The organism is Mesorhizobium sp. C399B (assembly GCF_030323185.1).
Classification (GTDB): Bacteria; Pseudomonadota; Alphaproteobacteria; order Rhizobiales; family Rhizobiaceae; genus Mesorhizobium.
The window spans coordinates 61,141-82,816 of record NZ_CP100472.1; the positions used below are offsets into that span (position 1 = coordinate 61,141).

The window sequence follows — 21,676 nt, forward strand, 5'->3', positions numbered from 1 at the left end:
TGCCTGCGCACCGACATGTCCGGCGGCATGGGGTCATGGAGACCATGACGCGCCTCGAGCCAGAAGGCGGATATCAGCCCACCAACCACCGTCGTCAGAACCAGTGTCGCAGCAATTATCGCCAGCATGGACGTCGATCCTCAGCCGCGCAGGGTCGGCCGCGCGGAACCTAACAGCGGCTTCCGTGGAATGTTCCTGGCTGTCGGTTCGGTGGAGGGAACAATCAAGTTCCAGCACGGTTCGATGCTGGCGACGGACGGCTCAAGCGGAGAAGGTCATGAACGAATATACGGCGGCAGATCCGGGCGGTCTCGACGGCCATCAGCCGAGCGGCATCACCCGATGGCTGTTTTCGACCAACCACAAGGACATCGGCACACTCTATCTGGTCTTCGCTTTCATCGCGGGGGTGATCGGCATGCTCTTGTCGGTGAGCATGCGAATCGAGCTGCAGCAACCCGGGATCCAGTTTTTCCCCGGACTGGCGTCGATGATCTACGGTTACCAGGGCGACGCGGCGATCGACGCCGGCAAGCAGCTTTACAACGTCTTCACCACGGCCCACGCGCTGATCATGATCTTCTACACTGTGATGCCCGCCCTGATCGGCGGCTTCGCCAACTGGATGGTTCCGATCATGATCGGCGCCCCCGACATGGCCTTCCCGCGCATGAACAACATCTCGTTCTGGCTGCTGCCGCCGGCATTGATGTTGCTTTTATTGTCGATCTTCATGCCCAGCGTCCCCGGCGGCTATGGCCCTGGGACCGGCTGGTTCCTGTACCCGCCGCTGTCGACCTCCGGCCATCCCGGTCCCGCCGTGGATCTGGTCATCCTGTCTCTGCACATTGCGGGCGCCTCCTCGATCCTGGGAGCCATCAACTTCATCACCACCATCTTCAACATGCGCGCGCCGGGGATAACCCTGCACAAGATGCCCCTGTTTGTGTGGTCGATCCTCATCACCGCCTTCCTGCTGCTGGCTCTGCCGGTGCTGGCCGGCGCCATCACCATGCTCCTGACCGATCGCAACTTCGGAACCACGTTCTTCGCGCCGGACGGCGGAGGCGACCCGCTGCTGTACCAGCATCTCTTCTGGTTCTTCGGCCACCCGGAAGTCTACATCATGATCCTGCCGGCGTTCGGCATCGTCAGCCAGGTGATCTCGACCTTCTCGCGAAAGCCGATCTTCGGGTATCTCGGGATGGTCTACGCGATCGTGGCGATCGGGGTGATCGGCTTCGTCGTCTGGGCCCACCATATGTACACCAGCGGGATAGGCCTCGACACGCAGCGCTACTTCACCTTCGCCACGATGGTGATCGCAGTGCCGACCGGGATAAAAGTGTTCTCCTGGATTGCAACCATGTGGGGCGGTTCGGTCAGCCTGCGGACGCCGATGCTCTGGGCCCTCGGCTTCATATTCCTGTTCACCGTAGGCGGGGTGACGGGCGTTCAACTCGCAAATGCCGGCCTCGACCGTGAACTGCACGACACATACTTCGTCGTCGCGCATTTCCACTACATACTTTCACTGGGAGCGATCTTCGGCATCTTCGCGGGCTGGTATTACTGGTTTCCGAAAATGACGGGATATCTCTACAATCCGCTTCTGGCTGGGGTCCATTTCTGGACGACCTTCGTCGGCGTGAACCTCGTCTTCTTCCCCCATCACTTCCTTGGATTGGCGGGCATGCCGCGTCGCTATGTCGACTATCCCGACGCATTCGCCGGCTGGAACATGGTGTCCTCGTATGGATCGTACCTGTCGGCCGCGAGTGTCGTGATTTTCCTCTTCGGCATCTTGGAAGCTTTCTACCGGCAAAGAGCCGCCGGCATGAACCCATGGGGGCCAGGAGCTACCACATTGGAGTGGGAGCTGACCTCTCCACCCCCTTTCCATCAATGGGACAGGCTGCCGCAAATCAGATGAGGCCGGGTTGTCGAACTCCTTTGCGCAAGCCAGCCCGGTTCGCCGCTGAGGCGAACTTCAGCCTGCCGGTGGCAGACGTTGGCTGCAGCTGAGAACCGGATCGCTATCTGAAGCTGATTAACAGCACAGCGAACAAGCTTGCGAGCGCGACTGCCCAGCAGAATAACCAATTGGCGATCAGAAGAAGCGATTTGAGCACGGTGGCATGGCAGTAATCTTCGATGATCGATTGCATTCCAAGCCGCATGTGAACGCAGCTTACGAGAATGAAGCCAATAAGGGCTGGCGCGACATAGATCGATCCTACGACGCTGAGGACGGCGTCTCGAGGCTCACCGACCAGCATTATAACGACCGCGACGATGTAAATGACAAGGATCAACAGGGCAGCAGATGTCAGCCGCTCCAGCATGAACGTTTCGGTTCCGTGTTTCGCCGATCCAAGGCCCCGCACTCGAGCTAGCGGAGTTCTGATTGAGGGTCTGTCAGCCATGGCGTTTCCCCAAAATTACTTGGTTGCCTTGCGCGCAACTCAAGCTGTTGCTGTTTCGATGCCCGGGCCGCCGGTGCCGACGGATAGTGGGCAAGCACGGTCTCCAGTCGAGCAAGGCGGGCTTTGTGGGCGTTCAGTTCGTATCCTGAACGCCATCCAATTTGCCTGGGTCTGCCATCTCTGCATAACTCGCTTTCAAGCAGCGAGATACGAAGGCGGACCGCGTCGATCTCCTTGACAAGCGCGGCCTTCACCGATTTTCGACTCTGCATGGCTGTAGTTCCGGTGCAAGGATGGTTCCAAACCTGACGCGTCTGGAAATGTTCCCGGGTGCCGAAGGCGTGCTGAAGATTAATGCCTCAGTGCTGCACCCGCACAATGGGTCGCCATGAGCAAAGCCGGGCACTAGCTCAACGGCCGCGGTGTGCCCGGCGAATGCTTGTGAAGAGGAGCGAATGCCTGGCCCGCCTCGTCCCGAGAGATAAGTAGCCCTCAGAACAGCGACCGTACGTGGCCGAGATGACCAGAGGGTGTTCTTGGGCCAACATATGTTAACGGCCACTTTTGTTTCTCTCTCCTGCAAAAATATTTGGGGCTGAAAGGCCGGGAACTAACCGATCCTCCGGATGTTGCGGAGTTAGTCAGGAGAAACGGACTATGTCGGACAAAGAAATTCATCGGGGCGCCTCGCGTTTTCGCCCTATCCGCGTCGTGGACGCCCGCGTGTTTCGCGGGCCGCACCTCTATAGCATGACGCCAATGGTCCAGATTCGGATCGACCTCGGAGCACTTGAGGCGTTCCCGACAGACAAACTGCCTGGGTTTTCCGAACAAATCGTCCGACTGTTGCCCGGCCTTGCGGGCCATGGCTGTAGCTATGGCGCCGCCGGCGGCTTCGTCCGCCGCATGCAGGAAGGAACCTGGCTCGGCCACGTCGTCGAGCATGTCGCCCTGGAACTGCAGAGCATGCTCGGTCACCGGGTGACACGAGGAAAGACACGGTCGGTCAAAGGCAGTCCCGGCACTTATAACGTCATGTTCGCCTACAAGGATGAGCTTGTCGGGCTGCTCGCCGGACGCGTCGCGCTCGAACTGGTGGACAGCCTGCTGCCGGCCAATCTGCATGGTGTCGAGGGGCTCGGCGACATTGCGGAAACGCAGGGGCCATTCGAGTTCGCAGCCAGGCTGCAGCAGCTCAAGCTTCTGGCCGCCGAGCGTGCCTTGGGGCCTACGACTGCTTCCTTGGTGCGCGAGGCCGAGAGGCGAGGCATTCCGGCGGCGCGGATCGACGACAGCAGCCTCGTGCTGTTTGGTCACGGAAAGCATCAGAAGCGCATCCGCGCCAGTTGCAGCGACCTCACTTCCGAGATTGCGACCGAGATCGCCTCGGATAAGGACCTGACCAAATTCCTGCTGCAACAGGCCGGCCTGCCGGTGCCACGCGGGGAGCTGGTGCGATCGGCGCAGGACGCAGTCGCGGCGGCAGCACGGCTGGGCTACCCCGTGGTCACCAAACCACTCGATGGCAATCATGGAAGCGGCGTCAACATCGGTTTGGCAACAGAAGACGAGGTCCGCTGGGGCTTCGAACAGGCGCGAGAATACAGCCGCAGCGTTATCGTCGAGCAGCATTTCGTCGGCTCGGACCACAGGATCCTGGTGATCGGTGGAAAGGTCGTGGCGCTTGCCGAGAGGGTTCCGGCCCATGTGGTCGGCGATGGCCGGAGTTCTGTCGCCGAGCTCGTCGAGGAGACGAACCGCGACCCACGAAGGGGAGAGGGCCATTCCTCGGTATTGACCCGCATCGAGATCGACGAATGTGTCGAGCATTTCCTGTCAAAATCGCAGCTCACCCTGGCGAGCGTTCCGGCGCCGGGTCAAATGGTGCTCTTGCGGCCCACCGCCAATCTCTCCACCGGTGGGACCGCGATCGACCGAACGGAAGAAATCCATCCCGAAAACGCGCTGATCGCCAGGCGGGCGGCACAGATCGTCGGTCTCGACATTGCCGGGATCGACTTCGTCTGTCCCGACATCTCATGGCCGGTGAGCGAAACCGGCGGCGGCATCATAGAGGTGAATGCCGGTCCCGGCTTTCGCATGCATCTCGAACCCTCGTCGGGGCGCGCCCGCAACGTCGCACGGCCCGTGCTCGATCTTCTCTTCAAAGGCGGCAAGGACGGCCGGATTCCGATCTTCGCGATCACCGGGACCAACGGCAAGTCGACCACTGCCAGAATGCTGGCGCACATCCTGCAGGCGAATGGCGCAACCGTCGGGCTCACCTCGACCACCGGCGTCTACCTGAACGGCGAACGAATCATCACAGGCGATTGCTCAGGCCCGCAGAGCGCCAGGATCGTGCTGCGCGAGCCGGGTGTCGATGTCGCGGTGCTGGAATGTGCGCGCGGCGGGATCCTGCGCGAAGGGCTTGCCTTCGATGCATGCGATGTTGGCGCGGTGCTGAACGTCCACGGCGACCATCTCGGGCTGAGGGGCATCGACACGATCGAGGACCTGGCGGAGGTGAAATCGGTCGTGGTCGAGTCCGTCCGCCGCGGCGGATGGAGCATTCTCAATGCCGACGACGTCCATACGTCCGCAATGTCGCGCGATGCCGGCGGCAGGACCTGCTACTTCTCGCTGGCGAGCAGGAGCGAGTGGCCCGGTTTCTTGCGCAGCCACCTGGCGGAAGGCGGCCGCGCCGTGACGCGGGAGCCCAGCAGCGACGGCTGGGACATTTTCATCCACGAGGATGGGGAATCGATGTTCCTGATGAGCGTCGACGAAATTCCCGCGACCTTCGAGGGTTCGGCCGAATTCAACGTTGCCAACAGCCTGGCAGCCGTCGCCATGGCGCATTGCCACGACGTTCCGGCGGCAACGATCCGGGCGGCGCTGGCCGAGTTTGGCACCTCGTTCGAGCAATCTCCCGGTCGCCTCAACGTCTTCGACGGGCATGGTTTCCGCACGATCGTCGACTATGCGCACAATCCGGAAGGGCTGAAGGCGCTCGGAAAGCTCGTTTCCCACATGAGGCGCGGCTATCAGCGCACGATCGGCCTGGTCGCCATACCGGGCGACCGCCGCGATTGCGATATCCGCGAGATGGGCGCGATCGCTTCGCGGATATTCGACGTCATCGTCTTCAAGGAGGATGAGCAGGAGCTGCGCGGCCGAGCCCCCGGAGCGATCGCCGGCTTGCTGCGGGAAGGTGCGTTGAACGCCGGCTGCGCCCCAGGCCGCATACACGCCGTCTGTCCCGAGAAGGAGGCCGTCGACGTGTGTCTCCGGCTTGCTCGGGAGAACGACCTTGTCGTGCTCACCGTCGACGACGTTGAAGCCGTGTGGCGGCAGGTAACCGGCTTCGGAGGCGCGACGCCTTCGAGGGGAGGGCCCGATCAGACCCATATTCGCCATCTGAGGGCTGGCTGATGTGGTCGCTGATCCTGCACGGCGGCGCCAAGGAGATCGATCCGCAAGAGGAGGAGGCGCATCGCAACGGATGCATCGAGGCGCTCGAGGCAGGTCGGGCCATCCTGGCCGGCGGCGGAACGGCGGTCGATGCCGTGGAAGCTGCCGGTCGCGTCCTCGAGGCGGACCCGACGTTCAATGCGGGATATGGAAGTGCCCTCAATTCGGACGGCGAGGTCGAGATGTGCGCTGGCCTGATGGAGGGCAGGGACTTCAATGTAGGTGCCGTCGCAGTGATCAAGGGCGTGCGCCATCCAATCAGTGTCGCGAAGGCCATGCTGCATGAGGAGCCGATCCTGCTGGCGTCGGAGGGGGCCCGGCGTTTCGCCGCCGACAAGCAGCTGGAGCTTTGCGATCCGGCGGATTTGATCACGCCGCAGCAGCGCGACGCCTCCAGCAAGTCTGAGGCGAAGGATACGATCGGTGTGGTTGCCCTGGATCAATACGGGGACATCGCCGTGGGCACTTCGACCGGCGGACTGGACGGCAGTGCTCCGGGTCGTGTGGGGGATTCTCCGCAACCCGGTTGCGGCTACTATGCCGACAACCAATTGGGAGGCGTCGCCTTCTCGGGAGACGGTGAGCATATTGCGCGAAAGGCTCTCGCGGCCCGTGTCATGCAGGCACTCTCGGCGCGGCAGGCATTGTCCTCGGGGCAGGCTGAAGGCGGCCTGGAGCAGGTGCTGAATCCCGCGCTCAAGGAAGTCGAGGCGATCGGCGGCGAAGCCGGAGCCATCGTGCTTACCGCGACCGGCGTGTCTGGATGGGCGCATAACAGCAGGGAGTTCGCAGTCGCATTCATGACCAGCGAGGACAACCACCCACACGTTTTCCTGCGCAAGAAAGACGTGGACAAATGACCGACAAGAAGAAAAAACGATCCTCGAACGGTAAAGCCGGAACGCTCGTCATCATCGGCGGCCACGAGGACCATGATGGCGATCGTGTCATCTTGAAGGAGGTGGCGAGCCTGGTTCCGAACGGCCGCCTGGTGCTTGCCACCATCGCGTCTCATGAGCCGGATGGCTATCTCGAGAAGTATCAGAGGTCCTTCGGTGAGCTGGGCATCAAGGATGTCATCGAACTCTACGTCAACGACCGCCTCGAGGCAGCTCATGAAAAGAAAATAAGTGCGCTTGCAGACGTGAGCGCGGTGTTCTTCTCCGGCGGCGACCAGCTCCGGATCACCAGCCAGATCGGCGACACGCCCATCGACGAGCGGGTGCACGAAATCTATGAAGCCGGAGGCGTCATTGCCGGCACCTCCGCGGGCGCGTCGGTGATGAGCGACACGATGATGGTGAGGGGGCCGAACGCAGCGTCCTTTCGGATCGGCCACATTCGGATGGCGCCGGGACTGGGCCTGCTGCCGAATGTCATTATCGACCAGCACTTTGCGGAACGGGGCCGCATTGGGCGGCTCATCGGGGCGGTGTCGCAGAACCCGCGCGTCCTCGGCATCGGCATCGATGAAGACACCGCGATCGTGGTGAAGGGCGAGATGTTCAAGGTCATCGGCAGCGGCGCTGTCTATCTGGTCGATGCAGCCGGCGTGACGCATTCCAACATCGCGGAAGGTGAGCCTGATGCCGCCCTTTCCATCCATGATCTTAGGGTTCACGTGCTGAGCTCAGGCGACGGGTTCGATCTCGCGCTGCGACGGCCGGTGGGGATTCCTTAAGACTTCGCCGCACTCAAGTTGATGGTGTGGCGCGGTCCGCGTACCGGGCCCTCGAGCAGTGCCGATCCACGCGCGAAAACCGCTATCCGTGAGGCTGTTCTCCCATTTGAAGCCGCCACCAGGATGGTCGCATTGTTGCGAACACGGCAGGATCACAGACGGCCTCTCGTCGGCTCGAATCCCGCAAAGCTGAGACCTTCGCTCGCCCGGCGTTCTGCCGGGCTAACCCCGCCGGCGACTGGCCTGAATGGCAGCAAAGGTTACCGGACGAAACCCCCATGCGTCGACGCCGACATCATGCTGGCGCGTCATCGGCTTCAGACGACCGTGCGAATGACCGTGCAGGTTTACCGATCTCTTGCCGATCTGGTTCCAGGTGCGAAAAGGATAGTGGCAGAGAACCAGCAAGCTGCCCTCGACAGGAAGCTCCATGTAGTGGTGCACGCTCGCCCAGGCCGGGTCGCCAACGGTGGCAGCGCTGTCATTGTTGCCAATTATCAGGTGCTTGGACCCGTTAAGAGACGACAGCAGTGAAGACACGGTCTCGGCTGGACCCTTGGCGAAATCGCCGAGGTGCCAGACCTCGTCGTTCGGGCCAACGGTTTCGTTCCAAAACGCAACCAGCGCCTGGTCATGCTCTACCAACGAGGCGAAGGGACGCCGGTCGAGGCGCAGAATGCGCGGATCGTTGAAATGCGTATCGGAAGTGAAGAAGATCATGCGCCGCGGCCGGCTGCGACGCGCGATTGGCGATCGACTCTAACTGCCGGAGCGCTCTTCGGCTTCATCATCGATCCCGATCGGGGCTTCCCTGAGCATCTTGAGTGCCTCTTCCTTCGTAAGGCCGCACTTGCGCGCGAAGTAGAGCGCTTCGATCGCCTTTTCGCGATCCGCCGTGGATTTTGCGTGCTGTTTGGGCTTTTTGCCCATCGTTCTCTGCCACCTTCCGAGCCACCAAACCATCACAGTGCCGCGTTGTTCCCGTGCATCGGCTGACCTGCCGGACTGCGCGAATGCCGATGTCGCCGACACCCCGCGAGCCCCGGACAGCGCGTATATCAGCCGGCTCGCGACAACGGTGGAGCGACTCCAACCCCGACAGCGTGAATTCAAACGAAAGCCCGCGCCGTGGGAGGGGCCGGCGCGGGCGATCGGGCTACCGATCTTGCAGCGCGGGGGTCGACCGCTGCATGGCTCGAACTGTGCAAGCGGGCATTTGTTCCGGGCCGCATGCAAAGCATCGGCGTTTCATTGCATCCTGGGGGACACAACCAGCATTTCGCTTCAGTCCTCCGCCGATGTGGGAGGATGAATACCGCCTTGCGCTAATTCGTCCGCCCTGGACACGAAACCAACCGCGCATTGAGCGCGTAGCTTCGGCGATTTAAAACACCTACACTGGAATATTTCCGGGCGCATGGAACATCTCCGGTCGTTGATGTTTAGGCCGGAATGACGATGATCTCTGTTCTTACAATGATTTACTCTCTCGCCATCTTTATCGGCGCGAAGCGGCGCAACCTCTTGGTGAATGCGAAACTCGATAGAGCTTTGCGCAATATGGCTGGCGCAGAACTGAATCATCGTGGCCAGTAAACCGCAACAGCGCCGGTTCCAGTTCACAGCCAGTGTCCTCGCAGCCGCTACCTCGGTTCGGGTGGCAAGCGGCTCGGCAGGACTGCAAGGGCCGCCCCCTCTGGGCTGGCTGGTGCGTGGTCGATCCGATTTAGTCGATGGGGGCGGAGCACGCTGGCTCGAATTGGGGAGCCACGTCCACGATCCCCGCACCGGGGCACGCACCTTTAGGTCCGGCCCACGCGAGTGGCTTCGGAGGACCTATCCATGAACGATGATGATCCTATAAATTCGCTCGCCAATGCAATTCGTCATCGCAGCGCAATTTTGTTTGTGGGGGCGGGGGTATCGATCAGCGTCGGACTTCCGTCTTGGGAGAAGCTCATCGAGCGAATGGCAAAGGAGCTCGGCGTCGACGATGAATTTTCCACGCGACGCGATCGTTTTCAGACCTTGGCCGAATACTATCGGATCAAGCATGGCAGCATCGGACCACTTCGCAGTTGGATGGACAGAAACTGGTCTGTCGCCAAGGAACGGATCGAGAAATCGGAATTGCACCGTCTCATCGTGACGCTCGATTTTCCCGTGATCTATACGACGAACTATGACCGGAACCTGGAACTCGCTTTTGAAATCCACGGTCGAGAGTACGTGAAAGTGGCCAACGCACGGCACGTTGCGCAGGCCCGTCGAGGCGTAACGCACATCGTGAAATTTCACGGCGACTTTGACGAGGACTCTTCCCTTGTCCTCACCGAAACCGACTATCTTGACCGCCTGTCCTTCAATTCTCCCCTTGATGTCCGCTTTCGTTCCGATGCTCTCGGCAGCACGATCCTGTTCATTGGCTATAGCCTCTCCGATCCAAACATCAGGCTGCTGTTGCACCGGCTTTGGCAGACCTGGCACCGGTCTGGATATGAGAAAGATCGTCCCCCTTCGTTCATCTTCATGCCCAGCCGCAACCCTGTGGAGGAGGCCGTGCTTGGGCGCTGGGGTATTTCGGTGCTCGTTGGCGCAGGTAATGATCCTGAAGCCGGTCTGACGGACTTCCTCAGGCGTTTGGTGGAAGCGGTGGCGGTGACCTGAGGCGCGCTCTCTGGTGGACTGCAGTCGGGTTTTCCCAGGTGCGCGGTGACCGACGCACCAGACGGTAGCCGACAGGCGCCAGATCGGCGACTGTTGGAGCCACGACTTCCACAATCAATCCCGCCGCCTCATCTTGGCGTGAAGTCGATCTCCGGCGTCAATTGCCGGCAATATGCACAAACCAGGTCAATCGTCGTTTGCACATCATCCAGGCAAACAACTTCCGACGGGGTATGCATGTAACGCAAAGGCACGGAGAGCACCCCACTTGCGACGCCGCCTCGGTTCTGCTGCATGACACGCGCGTCGGTAGGGCTTGAGCTGCCCACCGCCTGAAGCTGATAAGGTAGGCCCTCTTTCTCGGCCACCGACTTCAGCAGATTGAACACCACCGGGTTGGTGTTCGCGCCTTGAGTGATTGCCGGCCCTTTCCCAAGGTCCAGTTTGCCCTGATCCTCGGCGCGAGCGCGCGGATAGTCCATTGCCACGCCCATATCGATTGCGAGGCCGGTTCGAGGTGCGATGTTGAACGCTGAGGTCATCGCGCCTCGGGAACCAATTTCCTCTTGAACCGTACCCAGGATATAGAGGCCCACGCCGGGGTGAACGCCTCCCTCCTCGGAGAGGCAGCGCAGGACCTCGGCGCCGATGAGGAGGCCAACCTTGTTGTCGAACGCTCGTCCGACAGCAAGGTTGCCCTGTAGCGCCGCAAACTCGCCGTGGATAGTGACCGCGCTGCCGACCTCTACGACCTTCAACGCTTCCTCTCGCGAACTCGCGCCGATATCGATCCATAGTTGCATCAGCGAGGGAGTTTGAGACGTGTCAGAGGCTTTGAACGTCTGGATTGCTTTGCGACCTACGACGCCAGGATCGGCTCCTTGCCGTGCACCCAGACACGCTGGCCGATTTCAGTGGCAACGTCCGTTCCACCTATGGTGCTGAAGAAAAGAAAGCCGTCATCGTCGATGTAATGGACGATGAAGCCGACCTCATCCATGTGCCCGGCATACATGAAGCGCACAGACGCCTCAGGATTGATGATCGCCGTGACATTGCCCATGACGTCCGTCGTCAACCTGTGGGCATACGGACGAACATACTTGCGGAAAAGCTCCGCTACGGGTTGCTCAAAGCCGCTCGGCGACGGGGTCGCCACAATTTCCTTCAAGAACTTGAGTGATTCATCGCGCATCAAGCTGACTTTCACGGTTCAAGGGGTGGAGGGCCATTCGAGCATGGTCATACTCGTCGGGCTTCGCGCCAATTTTGGCCTTCTTCGGTGCGATCGCCCGCGAATTGGTCAGCCCAAGGCAGGTTGTGGAGCCAGGCTTCGCGCCGGGGGGTCCAAAGCTCGTATGTCGGGAGAAGGTCGTTTGGCGCATCATCGAGAGTGCCGGTCATGATCTCGGCTTCGTCGTCGCGGAGATTCACCACGCGCGACCCGCATGCCGGACAAAAACCTCTGCCGTTGAACGCTGCAAGCTCGCCCTTGCACTGGTAAGCCGACCGCGGCCACACGGCAAAGGCACTGTAGGTGCTGCCGCTGGTTCGCTTGCAATCCTGGCAATGACACAAGCCAACGCGCAACGGCGCGCCGGTAACAACATACCTCACAGACCCGCAAAGACAGCCGCCGGTCCGTTCTATCTTGTCAACCTCGTCGTTCATGGTCGCCGCCGACATGAGTGAGGGGAAACGTGTTGGACTCCGCTCTGCCGTTTGCATCGAGGCATCAAGTTAATGGGCAATGTCTTCAACAAGGCCTAGCTCCAAAGCTCTTGCTGCCATCAGGTAGCAGCTGTTCAGGGCATGGTCGCGCAGCTCTTCCAGCGATGTTCGAGAACCTTGGACGAGATCGGCGAACCCTTCATTCTCGAGTCGCTCTGCTGTTTCCAACAGCGCAAGTTGTTCGCGAACGATCTGAAGACAGCTTCGAATTGGTCCATTCAGAACCAAGTCTTTCTCAAGCCTTCTTTCATGAATCAGCAGGACTGCTTGCGGGCAAAGGAACCTGCAGGCTTTCGGGAAAGCGGCAAGGACCGTTACCCCGGCAGAGTAAACCGTATTCTTGCCAATGATGTAGCCGTTGCGGCCTGAGTGTTTCAGAAAAAGTTTGAACTCTAGAGCTAGACGTCGCGCGCCGTCGGCGTCGCCTCCGGGCGTGTCGATTTCAACGTAGAGATCGTCTTCGCCGGAACGCACGGCTTTCAAATCGTCCAAGGCTTTGGTGACGACAGTGTCATCAATCAAGCCGTGTATACGCAAGTTTGGATCGAACAAAAGCCGGTGAAGGTCTGGAGCGGGCGGCGGGGAGACGGTGTGTTCGGCTGACTGGGGCAACAGGTCCATATAGGCATCCTCATTATGGGGTCGAACTTAGTTGGTACCTTTTTGTTCCCTTGAGGGAGTTCGAGCGGTGGTGATCACAGCCGCGTCTCTCAGCGGCTGTGGAGCTCCCTCTTTCATTGCAGATCCTTTTCGCACCAGGCCCGGTAGAGGCACCTCAGCCGCTAGGTTGGCTCCATGGGCATATCGGGCATTTGCCGGAGCTGACGCAGTCGCTTTGCTGATTTCTGCCACGTCCGGGACCAGTCCTGTGGACGGTTCAACTCGACGGCCTCAATGGTTCCCGGCTGCTGCCTTCCGGACCCCCGCGGTCGGGCTATTTTTCCTGGCCGTGCCATTTTTCCGGGGGGCTGAAACAAACAGCTTTGTTGGCAGTTCTAGCGTCCGGAGCACCGGCTCCGCGCGGCGCGGCCGAGCGGCCGGGGCTGTCCGGCAGGAGGTCCAGCAATGTCTCACGATATGCAAAGACGATTTGCAACGCGCTTGATCGCGGTTGCGCTGATGCTCTCGGCCAGTGGCGTGGCGCCTGTCCTGGCCCAGGATACCCCGACCGACTTCACAGCGATCATCCAGCAGAAATTGCCGGCCGTGGTCGCGATCACGACCCGGGAGGTTGTCCAGGACCAGACGACGGCGGGCGACTTTACAAGTCCGTTCGACGGCCAGGGCCTCGGACCCGTTCAGCCGCAGGTGAGGGAGGCGCTTGGCTCCGGATTTGTGATCAGTGCCGACGGCTACATCGTCACCAACAACCATGTCGTTGCCGATGCGACAGAGATCCATGTCGTATTTTCCGACAAGGAAACGGCGCCGGCGCAATTGGTCGGCCGTGACCCCGCCACCGATATAGCGGTGCTGAAGGTCGAGCCGCGGCCCAACATGACCACGACCAAATGGGGTGACTCGGATGCAATGCAGCCGGGCGCATGGACAATCGCGATCGGCAGTCCCTTCGGGCTCGGAGGGACTGTCACTGTCGGCGTTCTTTCGGCCCGCTCGCGAGACATTCAAGCCGGGCCGTACGACGATTTTCTCCAGACGGACGCGTCGATCAATCGAGGCAACTCGGGCGGTCCGCTGTTCAACGCACGTGGCGAGGTGATCGGCGTCAACACCGCCATCGTCTCACCGTCGGGCGGCAGCATCGGAATCGGGTTTGCGGTGCCATCCCGTACCGCCCAGAGCATCGCCGACCAGTTGATCCGAACCGGCCGGATCGAGCGCGGCTTCATCGGGGTCCGCCTGCAGGACATCACGCCGTCGCTGGCTGAGGCCCTCGGGATGAAGGATGACAAGGGCGCGCTGGTTGCTTCGGTTGAGCCCGGCAGCCCGGCGGAGAAGGCCGGCTTGAAGCCGGGTGACGTGATCACCCGGTTCAACGGCAAGGGCATTGAGGGTGTCCATGACCTCACGCTTGCGACGGCTAGCCAGAAGCCTGGCAGCAAGGCCACTCTGACACGGAGTAACGGCGGCAAGGACCAGGAGATCGCGCTTGTCATCGGTGAGCGCAAGGATGCGGAGGTGAAGACCGGCGCTGTTCCCGACAAGAAGTCGGCGGCCGAAGGCCTCGGCCTATCCCTCAGCCCGATTCCGGATCAGGCGCGTCAGCAGCTAGGCATCAAATCAGGAACGACCGGCGTCTTCGTCGTGGAAGTGGTTCCCGATGGCCTTGCCGCCCGGAGCGGATTGCAGCCGGGCGATGTCATCATATCGGCCAACGATCGCCGCGTGACGGAGCCTTCGGATATCGTCGAGGAGTGGGCGAACTCTCGCCGGCAGAGCAAGCCCATCCTGTTTCGGCTGGAAAGGCAGGGGCAGTCCGTGTTCGTGGCGGTCGCCGGGAAATGACCGTCTCCAGGACGGCCATGTGACTGCACCACGATCCGCTTGCGGATCCGCTCCAAAGGCGCCGGAGCCCAGGTGCAACGGGGAAGCATCGCCGCAGAAAGTTTGCGGGATGCGCTCATTGGCCAGGCGCGCAACGCGCACTTATTCTGCAGCCTCAGAGCTCTTTTGAGCTCGTCGTGCTCGAGTGTGCTCCCCATCCTCAGGCAGTTTCGCGCCTTGCCGTAAGCCGTGCCTGGAGAAGGACGACGACGAGCAAAAACAGCCCGCGGATCACCGACTGCCAGTAGGCTGACAGCGAAATCCAACCCATGCCGTTTTCGAAGTTCAGGACGTTGAAAAGGATCCCGAGCAACAGCACGCCGGCCAGCGTGGTCAACACCGAGCCCGAGCCGCCGGTCAGCAGCGTCCCGCCCACGACCACGGCTGCGATGGCAAACAGCTCCCAGCCGACGCCCTCGATCGGCTGGCCTGCGCCGAACTGAGAAGCGAGGACGACGCCGGCGAGCCCGGCCAGGCACCCGCTTGCGACATAGACGAGAAATTTGACGCGGTCAGTGCGCAGCCCCATCAGCCGCGAGGCATCCTCGCCACCGCCGATGGCCAGCACCGTCCGTCCCGTGCTGGTGTAGTTCAGGACCACTGAGCCGACGGCATAGGCAACCAGGGCGATGACTGCCGGAATCGGGAAAATCCAGAAATTCCCTTGGCCGATGGCGGTGAAACCCGAATCGTAAGACACCGAAACGGTCTGGTTGCCGGCCAGAAGCAGCGCCGAGCCGCTTGCGGCCAGCATGGTGGCAAGCGTGGCGATGAATGGCATCAGGTTGCCGCGTGTAACCAGGAGCGCGTTGATCAGCCCGGCTGCCAGGCCGGCGCCAACGCCCGCTGCAAGGCCTGCCACGATGCCGTGCGGGCTCGCCAGGGCTGACGCGACGCTGCCCAAGGCGGCGACGGAGCCGACGGACAGGTCTATGCCGCCGGTCATGATCACGAAGCACATGCCGAGCGCGACGAGCGCGAACATCGAGTTGTAGCGCAGAACGCTCATCACGTTGAAGAGGCCGAGGAAGCGGTCGTAGCGCAGGAATCCGAACAGGACGAGGGCTGCAAGCGCGATGACGACACCGTAAGTGCCGATGATGCGAACCAGTCTGGCGCTGTTCATGGATTACACCCGGTGTTGCTGCTGCAGCCAGACGGCGAATGCGATGATGCCGGCCTTGACGACGAGCGCAGCGGCGTCGGGTACGCCATTGGCGAGCAGCGTGTAGCGCACCAACTGGATGGTCAGTGCGCCCAGCAGGGTGCCGATGATTGTGGCCTTTCCGCCACTCAACAGCGTGCCGCCCACCGCGACCGCCGCGATGGCGTCGAGTTCCATGCCCAGCCCCACGAGATTGGCGTCGCTGGAGGAGTTGATCGCAATGACGACGAGACCGGCTAGCCCCGCGCACAGGCCGCTGATCGCATAGACAGCGAGCTTGATCCTCGATACGGCGATGCCGGCGAGTTCAGAGGCCTTTTCATTGCCGCCGACCGCCAGGATGCTTCGCCCGAACACCGTGCGGTGAAGGGCCCAAGCGGCCACCGCAACCAGCACGGCCATGATGATGACCTGCGCGGGAATGCCGAGCGGGCGGGCAAGTCCGATCCACTGGAATTGCGGCACGCGGAAGGTCTGCAGATTGCCGTTGGTCATGACCTGCGCGATCCCGCGCCCGGCGATGAACAGCACGAGCGTTGCAACAATAGGTTGGATGCGGAAACGCGAGACCAACCAGCCATTGAACAGCCCGAACAGGCCGGCGACGAGGATCGAGGCAATCATCGCGACGGCTACCGCCAGATAGATGTTTCCGACCGGGAAGATCGTGCCCATGAAGATCATCGGCGCCAATGCGCCGGAGATCGCCATCAGCGAACCAACCGACAGGTCGATGCCGCCGGTGGCGATCACCAGGGTCATCCCCACCGCGACGATCACAATCGTGCAGACCTGGGTTAGGTTGACGTTGAGTGTCTGCAGCGTCGCGAAATTGCGCGTATAGGCAAGGTTGAAGACCACCAGCAGCACAAGCGCGATCACCGTGCCGTAGCGCGCCAGGAAACCGAACACATCAAAGCGGCGGTTTCCAGCGTCGTTGGCTGCGGATGGTGTGGCCAGATCGCTCACGCTGCCTCCTTCGCCGCGCCGCCATGCGCCATCGCCGCGAGCACGTCCTCCTCGTCGGCTGCCTGGCCTTCCAGTTCGGCCACCCTCACTCCTTCGCGCAGCACGAATATGCGGTCGGCTCCTTCCATCACTTCCTCGAGTTCCGAGGAGATCATCAGCACGCCGAGCCCGTCATCGGCAAGCTTGCGGATGAGGCGCTGGATCTCGGCCTTGGCCCCGACATCGATGCCGCGCGTCGGCTCATCGAGAATGAGCAGCTTCGGGTTCATTGCCAGCCAGCGGGCAAGCAGCACCTTTTGCTGGTTGCCGCCCGACAACTCGCGGACCTTCTGGTTAGGCCCCGAGCATTTGATGTCGAGTTCACGAATGAAGCGCTCGACGATCTCCTTCTGCCGGGCCTCGTTCAGGATGCCATTGCGGCTGATTTTCGGCAGCAGTGCCAGTGTTATGTTCTCCGCGACGGTCATTTCCGGCACGATGCCCTCGGCCTTGCGGTCCTCAGTGCAGAAGCCCATCCCTGCGGCGATGGCATCAGCGGCACGTGCGGGATGGTAGGACGCGCCCTCCATCGTCATCTCGCCTGCGCTCCGGCGGTCGGCGCCGAATACGAGGCGGGCTGTTTCGGTGCGGCCGGCGCCGAGCAAGCCGGCAAAGCCGGCGATCTCGCCGCGGCGCAGGTCGAAGCTCACGTCACGGACCAACTGGCCGGCTGCCAGCCTTTGCGCGGTAAACAGCACATCACCGATCCTCGACCGATCGCGTTCGCCGAACGCGGTCGCGTGGCCTTCGACGGCTGCGACGTCGCGGCCGAGCATGGCCGCGACCAGCTCCAGCTTGCCGATGTCGCTCATCGCCGCGCTTCGCACCGTGCGGCCGTCACGCATGATCGTGACCCGGTCGCAGACCTCGTACAACTCGTCGAGCTTGTGGCTGACGAACAGAACGGAGACGCCGTCGGCCTTGAGCTGACGGATAACGCTGAACAAGACCGAGACTTCACGCTCGTCCAGCGAGGAGGTCGGCTCATCCATGATCACGAGGCGGGCGGAAAAGCCGATGGCGCGGGCGATCGCCACCATCTGCTGCGTGGCGGTGTTGAAATCGCTGAGCGGGCGGCGCACGTCGATGCCCATCGAGAAGCGGCTGAGCAGGCGCTCGGCTTCCGCATGCATCGCGCTCCAGTCGAGCAGGCCGCGGCGGCGCTTCTCGCGTCCAAGGCAGATGTTCTCGGTCACCGAGCGCAGCGGTACGAGATTGATCTCCTGGTAGATGGTGCTGATGCCGCTGACCTGCGCCTGATGCGGAGACCCAACTTCGAACGGCTTCCGTTCGAACAGCACCTGCCCCGCATCCCGGCGGTAATAGCCGGTGAGCACCTTGATAAGTGTCGATTTGCCCGCACCGTTCTGGCCGATGAGTGCGTGGATCTCGCCCGGAAGAACCTGGAGCGAGGCATCGGCCAGGGCAGGGATGCCGGCAAAACGCTTCTGGATGTCACGCATGTCCAGGAGCAGCGCGGCTTGGTCCGGCTGAGCGGTCATCGTCAAACTCCCAAACCCTACCCGCCGAAGCGGGTAGGGCAACTGGAAAGAAAGTGGATATCAGAACGCAATATCGAAGTCTTTCTTCGCGTTCGTGGCGTCGAAGAAGGCATCCTCGTTCTTGATGAACGGCGGGATCTTCTTGCCGGCCGCATAGTCGGCCATCGTAGCGAAGGCCTTCGGCCCGAACAGCGGACTACAAGCGCAGATAGCGCCGATCTTGCCGTCGATGATCGCCTGAACGCCTTCCTTCTCGCCGTCGATCGACAAGATCAGCACATCCTTGCCCGGGGTCTTGCCGGCGGCTTCCAGAGCGGCGATGGCGCCTAGCGCCATCTCATCATTATGCGCGTAGATGATATCCGCATCAGGGTGCGCCTGAAGCAGCGTCTCGGCGACCTGCCGGCCCTTGTCACGGGCGAAGTCGCCGGACTGCGACGCCAGGATGGTGAACTGCGAGTGCTTGGCGATGAAATCGTCGAAGCCTTTCTTGCGGTCGGTAGCGGCCGAGGCTCCGGTCGTGCCTTCCAGCTCGATGATCTTCGACTTGCCATTGGCGTTCTTGACCAGCCATTCGCCGACGCGGGTCGCCTCCTCGATGAAATCCGAACCGATGAAGCAGACATAATCCTCGCCCGGCTTGGCCATGGTGTGATCAACGTCGCGGTCGACCAGAAACACCGGTATGCCGGCATCGCGCGCGGCAAGAATGACCGGCACCAGGGGCTTGTCTTCGCGGGGCGGCAGGAAGATTGCGTCGACGCCCTGCGCGATCATCGAGTTCACGTCGGAGGCCTGCTTGGCCGACGAACCGGCGGCATCCGTGTAGACCAGCTGATGGCCAAGCTTGGCGGCTTCGTCCTGCATGCTCTTGGTCTCGGCAAGACGCCACGGATTGTTGCTTTCCGTCTGGGCGAAACCGACCTTGTACTTGTCCTTCTTGGCGAGCGGCGGGAGCGCCGCGAAGGCGCGTGAGCCGAGTGTCAGCGCGACCGCGCCGGCGGCGGAGCCAACCAATAGTTTTCGACGGGTAATGATCATGCTCTTTCCTCCTTTATTGTCGCTTTCAGCGACTGTGTAATTTCCTCACGATATCGGCCTTGACGGCTTTGGCGATGACGCCGTCGGCAAGCTGGATCAGGCTCTATGCCGCCTCCAAAATGAAGTCGGCGCAGCGGTCGCCCAGCATCATGGCGGGCGCCGCCGTATTGCCGGCATTGATGTTGGGGCAGGCCGACATGTCGGCAACCCGCAGATTGTCTATTCCGCGCACGCGCAGCGCCGCGTCCAGCACCGCCATCCGGTCGCTGTCCGAGCCCATCCGGCATGTCCCGGCCGGGTGGTAGTTGGTCTTCACAAAGCGCTTGCAATGCTTTGTCATGGCTTCGTCGCTGAGATCATCCTGGCTTGGCACGGCAATGGTCTTGACCCGATCGGCGAGCGGCTTGGTCAGAAAAGCCTGCAGGAAATAACGCTGGCCGGAGATCATTTCCCGCATGTCGTCGGGATGTTTAAGGAGGTTCGGCGAAACGATCGGCATGTCCTTCGGATCCGCCGAACGCAGCCTTACGAAACCGCGCGACTTTGGCTTCACCACCACTGTCGTCACGGTAAGCCCATAGGTGTTCTCGACCAAGGTCAGGATATCGCGGTCCAGATAGACGTGCGGCACGCAGAAGGCCTGGATCGTCGGTTCGCCCTCGGGATCGGCCGGATTGACGAAGGCTCCGGCCTCCACCCCCGCTGACAGGATCGTGCCGGTGCCGAAGAGCTTGAAATGCAGGCCGTTCCTGATCATCCTCCAGCCTTGGCCCTGCCTGAAATAGCCGTATGGGCCGTTTGCGGTGGCGATGATCGGCACCTCCGGATGGTCGATCAGGTTTTCGCCGACCCCGGGCAGGTCGGCGACGCAGGAAATGCCGTGCCCGGCAAGCGCCTCGGCGGGGCCGATGCCGGACAGCATGAGCAGTTTCGGCGAGACGAGGGCACCGGACGAGACGATCACGTCGGCATCCGCATGGACGGTATGCTCGGCGCCCGACGCATCCGAATAGACGACGCCGGTGACCCGACCGTTTTCGATCAGCAGCCGGCTGACTGTGCAATTGAGTTTCAGCGTCAGCTTGGGATCATTCGTCAGCGGCTCGATGAAGGCATAGGCGGCGCTGCTGCGCTTTCCCCGCCGGTTCATGAACTGGTAGAAGCCGACCCCGCGCTGCGACGGTCCGTTGAAGTCATGGTTGTACGGCAATCCAAGGCCTTGGACGGCCTGGACGAACCAACGGGAAACATCATCGATGTGGCCTGGATCCGAGACCAGCAGCGGACCTTCGCTGCCATGCAGTTCGCCGCCGAGGCGGTTGTTTCCCTCCATGCCGGTGAAATGCGGCAGCACCGCCTGCCAGTTCCAGCGCACGCCGGCATTGTTGCCGCGCAGCAGTTCGTCCCACTCCTCATAGTCGGCCGAGCGGCCTCGCATGTAGACCTGGGCGTTGACCGAGGTGCCGCCGCCCAGCACGTTGCCTTGCGAGATTTCATGGACGCGGCCGTCGAGATGGGCCTGCGGCTCGGTGCGGTGATAGCGCATGAATTTCGAGCCGTTGATCATCTTGAAGATGCCGGGCGGCATGTCGAGCAAGGGGTGATGATGGGAATGGCCGGCCTCCAGCAGCAGGGTTCGCCGTCCCGCTTTGACAAGCCTTGCCGTCGCGACGCAGCCGGCTGCTCCGCCGCCCACCACGATATGGTCGTAGGACTGCGTCATGCTTCCGGCGCCTCACGGCTTTCGAATGTACCGCGGACATACTCCCAGGCCGCCGAGAGGTGGTTGAGCAGCGCCCGCTCGGCGCCGTCAGGATCTCGCTCAATGATGGCCGTGCAGATTTCACGATGGCTGAGGAAATTCACGCGGTTGCGCTCGGGCGACCGCGGCATGCGCATCCAATGCGGCGACAGCCAGGCGGTAAATGCCTTGTGCACGACAGGCAGCACCGGGTTGCGCGCGATGTCATAGAGCGCTGCGTGGAACGCCACGTCCGTCGCATAGAATTTCTCGGAATCCGGGATGGCCGCCTCGTTCATCGCCAGCGCCGCCCTCAGGGCTGTGACGTCATCCTTGCGGGCATGGATGGCGGCGTTGCGCGCCAGCGACGCCTCGAGGAAGACGCGCATGTCGTAGAGGTTCTTCACGCCCGCCTGGTCGCTCAGCAGATGTCCTACAATGCCGTCGAGGGCGCCGAGCGCGGCATCCAGGCCAGGCCGGCGCGCCACGGGCCGGAACCGCGGACGCGCTTCCACCAGGCCGCGGCTGGCCAGGCGCGCAATCGCCTCACGCACAACGCCCCGGCCCACACCATACTCGATCATCAGTTCGCGCTCGGCCGGCAGGTAGCTGCCGTCGCCAAGCCTTCCGGACGTGATGTCGGCCTCTATGCCGGCCACCATCGCGTCGGCCGCGCGGGCGGCGAGAATAGCCGCGGGCATCTCAGGACGCTCTTCCGTATCCAGCAAGCCTTTT

Annotated in this window: 17 protein-coding genes and 1 pseudogene; 6 read left to right on the plus strand and 12 right to left on the minus strand. The window is 61.9% G+C overall.

Features of this window, described 5'->3' with window-relative positions; genetic code table 11:
* Nucleotides 1-277: 277 nt before the first annotated feature.
* On the plus strand, nt 278-1,933 hold the full coding sequence (gene ctaD, locus NLY36_RS00285) for a cytochrome c oxidase subunit I (protein WP_023736585.1): 1,656 nt from the start codon (nt 278-280) through the stop codon (nt 1,931-1,933).
* Between the two features lie 103 nt (nt 1,934-2,036).
* On the opposite strand, the gene sdhD is transcribed toward ctaD, so the two are convergent.
* The gene (gene sdhD / locus NLY36_RS00290) at nt 2,037-2,426 is read right to left on the minus strand and encodes a succinate dehydrogenase, hydrophobic membrane anchor protein (RefSeq protein WP_027050929.1); all 390 of its coding nucleotides are present in this window, start codon (nt 2,424-2,426) and stop codon (nt 2,037-2,039) included.
* Nucleotides 2,427-3,083: 657 nt separating this feature from the next.
* Here sdhD and cphA point away from each other — a divergent pair.
* Genes cphA through NLY36_RS00305 form a run of 3 tightly spaced genes read left to right on the plus strand, consistent with a single transcriptional unit; the run spans nt 3,084 to nt 7,581 of the window.
* Nucleotides 3,084-5,861: a cyanophycin synthetase gene (gene cphA, locus NLY36_RS00295; RefSeq protein ID WP_050591538.1), complete on the plus strand. Its 2,778-nt coding sequence runs from the start codon at nt 3,084-3,086 to the stop codon at nt 5,859-5,861.
* Nucleotides 5,861-6,760, plus strand: coding sequence for an isoaspartyl peptidase/L-asparaginase family protein (locus NLY36_RS00300; protein WP_023736587.1), 900 nt, complete (start codon nt 5,861-5,863; stop codon nt 6,758-6,760). The genes cphA and NLY36_RS00300 overlap by 1 nt, the downstream gene beginning before the upstream one ends.
* The gene (locus tag NLY36_RS00305) at nt 6,757-7,581 is read left to right on the plus strand and encodes a cyanophycinase (protein WP_023736588.1); all 825 of its coding nucleotides are present in this window, start codon (nt 6,757-6,759) and stop codon (nt 7,579-7,581) included. Before NLY36_RS00300 ends, NLY36_RS00305 begins: the two co-directional genes overlap by 4 nt.
* A 222-nt stretch (nt 7,582-7,803) precedes the next feature.
* On the opposite strand, the gene NLY36_RS00310 is transcribed toward NLY36_RS00305, so the two are convergent.
* Both NLY36_RS00310 and NLY36_RS00315 read right to left on the minus strand, forming a co-directional pair.
* Entirely contained in the window at nt 7,804-8,301 is a 498-nt protein-coding gene (locus NLY36_RS00310) for a hydrolase (RefSeq protein WP_023736589.1), read from the minus strand.
* Nucleotides 8,302-8,340: 39 nt separating this feature from the next.
* Nucleotides 8,341-8,511 carry a hypothetical protein gene (locus tag NLY36_RS00315; RefSeq protein ID WP_023672674.1) on the minus strand — a complete coding sequence of 57 codons (171 nt, stop codon included), beginning with the start codon at nt 8,509-8,511 and terminating at the stop codon, nt 8,341-8,343.
* Nucleotides 8,512-9,423: 912 nt separating this feature from the next.
* Between NLY36_RS00315 and NLY36_RS00320 the strand changes: the two genes are divergently transcribed.
* A complete protein-coding gene (locus NLY36_RS00320; RefSeq protein ID WP_023736591.1) occupies nt 9,424-10,248 on the plus strand; it encodes an SIR2 family NAD-dependent protein deacylase in 825 nt (274 codons plus the stop codon).
* A gap of 128 nt (nt 10,249-10,376) precedes the next feature.
* On the opposite strand, the pseudogene NLY36_RS00325 reads toward NLY36_RS00320, so the two are convergent.
* From NLY36_RS00325 to NLY36_RS00340, 3 genes and pseudogenes are all read right to left on the minus strand, one after another.
* Nucleotides 10,377-11,443, minus strand: a pseudogene (locus NLY36_RS00325) (M42 family metallopeptidase).
* A gap of 47 nt (nt 11,444-11,490) precedes the next feature.
* Nucleotides 11,491-11,919 carry a GFA family protein gene (locus NLY36_RS00335; protein WP_050587750.1) on the minus strand — a complete coding sequence of 143 codons (429 nt, stop codon included), beginning with the start codon at nt 11,917-11,919 and terminating at the stop codon, nt 11,491-11,493.
* A gap of 69 nt (nt 11,920-11,988) precedes the next feature.
* Nucleotides 11,989-12,600 (minus strand): ATP-dependent Clp protease proteolytic subunit, encoded by a 612-nt coding sequence (locus NLY36_RS00340; RefSeq protein ID WP_023672669.1) that lies wholly within the window; start codon nt 12,598-12,600, stop codon nt 11,989-11,991.
* 480 nt (nt 12,601-13,080) lie between these two features.
* Between NLY36_RS00340 and NLY36_RS00345 the strand changes: the two genes are divergently transcribed.
* Nucleotides 13,081-14,445: a Do family serine endopeptidase gene (locus NLY36_RS00345; RefSeq protein ID WP_286461631.1), complete on the plus strand. Its 1,365-nt coding sequence runs from the start codon at nt 13,081-13,083 to the stop codon at nt 14,443-14,445.
* Between the two features lie 199 nt (nt 14,446-14,644).
* Here the strand turns inward: NLY36_RS00345 and NLY36_RS00350 are convergent, their stop codons facing one another.
* From NLY36_RS00350 to NLY36_RS00375, 6 genes are all read right to left on the minus strand, one after another.
* On the minus strand, nt 14,645-15,610 hold the full coding sequence (locus NLY36_RS00350) for an ABC transporter permease (RefSeq protein ID WP_023672667.1): 966 nt from the start codon (nt 15,608-15,610) through the stop codon (nt 14,645-14,647).
* A gap of 3 nt (nt 15,611-15,613) precedes the next feature.
* Entirely contained in the window at nt 15,614-16,618 is a 1,005-nt protein-coding gene (locus NLY36_RS00355; RefSeq protein ID WP_023693472.1) for an ABC transporter permease, read from the minus strand.
* Nucleotides 16,615-18,159 carry a sugar ABC transporter ATP-binding protein gene (locus NLY36_RS00360; RefSeq protein WP_023736594.1) on the minus strand — a complete coding sequence of 515 codons (1,545 nt, stop codon included), beginning with the start codon at nt 18,157-18,159 and terminating at the stop codon, nt 16,615-16,617. The genes NLY36_RS00355 and NLY36_RS00360 overlap by 4 nt, the downstream gene beginning before the upstream one ends.
* A 60-nt stretch (nt 18,160-18,219) precedes the next feature.
* Nucleotides 18,220-19,200, minus strand: coding sequence for an ABC transporter substrate-binding protein (locus tag NLY36_RS00365; RefSeq protein WP_023672664.1), 981 nt, complete (start codon nt 19,198-19,200; stop codon nt 18,220-18,222).
* Between the two features lie 103 nt (nt 19,201-19,303).
* A complete protein-coding gene (locus NLY36_RS00370) occupies nt 19,304-20,923 on the minus strand; it encodes a GMC family oxidoreductase (RefSeq protein ID WP_023736595.1) in 1,620 nt (539 codons plus the stop codon).
* Nucleotides 20,920-21,669, minus strand: coding sequence for an FCD domain-containing protein (locus NLY36_RS00375; RefSeq protein ID WP_023682469.1), 750 nt, complete (start codon nt 21,667-21,669; stop codon nt 20,920-20,922). The genes NLY36_RS00370 and NLY36_RS00375 overlap by 4 nt, the downstream gene beginning before the upstream one ends.
* Between the last annotated feature and the right edge of the window lie 7 nt (nt 21,670-21,676).

Bases quoted from the DNA above. Each gene is read 5' to 3' on its own strand.
- ctaD (WP_023736585.1), top strand. From the start codon at position 278: ATGAACGAATATACGGCGGCAGATCCGGGCGGTCTCGACGGCCATCAG.
- sdhD (WP_027050929.1), bottom strand. From the start codon at position 2,426: ATGGCTGACAGACCCTCAATCAGAACTCCGCTAGCTCGAGTGCGGGGC.
- cphA (WP_050591538.1), top strand. From the start codon at position 3,084: ATGTCGGACAAAGAAATTCATCGGGGCGCCTCGCGTTTTCGCCCTATC.
- NLY36_RS00300 (WP_023736587.1), top strand. From the start codon at position 5,861: ATGTGGTCGCTGATCCTGCACGGCGGCGCCAAGGAGATCGATCCGCAA.
- NLY36_RS00305 (WP_023736588.1), top strand. From the start codon at position 6,757: ATGACCGACAAGAAGAAAAAACGATCCTCGAACGGTAAAGCCGGAACG.
- NLY36_RS00310 (WP_023736589.1), bottom strand. From the start codon at position 8,301: ATGATCTTCTTCACTTCCGATACGCATTTCAACGATCCGCGCATTCTG.
- NLY36_RS00315 (WP_023672674.1), bottom strand. From the start codon at position 8,511: ATGGGCAAAAAGCCCAAACAGCACGCAAAATCCACGGCGGATCGCGAA.
- NLY36_RS00320 (WP_023736591.1), top strand. From the start codon at position 9,424: ATGAACGATGATGATCCTATAAATTCGCTCGCCAATGCAATTCGTCAT.
- NLY36_RS00335 (WP_050587750.1), bottom strand. From the start codon at position 11,919: ATGAACGACGAGGTTGACAAGATAGAACGGACCGGCGGCTGTCTTTGC.
- NLY36_RS00340 (WP_023672669.1), bottom strand. From the start codon at position 12,600: ATGGACCTGTTGCCCCAGTCAGCCGAACACACCGTCTCCCCGCCGCCC.
- NLY36_RS00350 (WP_023672667.1), bottom strand. From the start codon at position 15,610: ATGAACAGCGCCAGACTGGTTCGCATCATCGGCACTTACGGTGTCGTC.
- NLY36_RS00360 (WP_023736594.1), bottom strand. From the start codon at position 18,159: ATGACCGCTCAGCCGGACCAAGCCGCGCTGCTCCTGGACATGCGTGAC.
- NLY36_RS00365 (WP_023672664.1), bottom strand. From the start codon at position 19,200: ATGATCATTACCCGTCGAAAACTATTGGTTGGCTCCGCCGCCGGCGCG.
- NLY36_RS00370 (WP_023736595.1), bottom strand. From the start codon at position 20,923: ATGACGCAGTCCTACGACCATATCGTGGTGGGCGGCGGAGCAGCCGGC.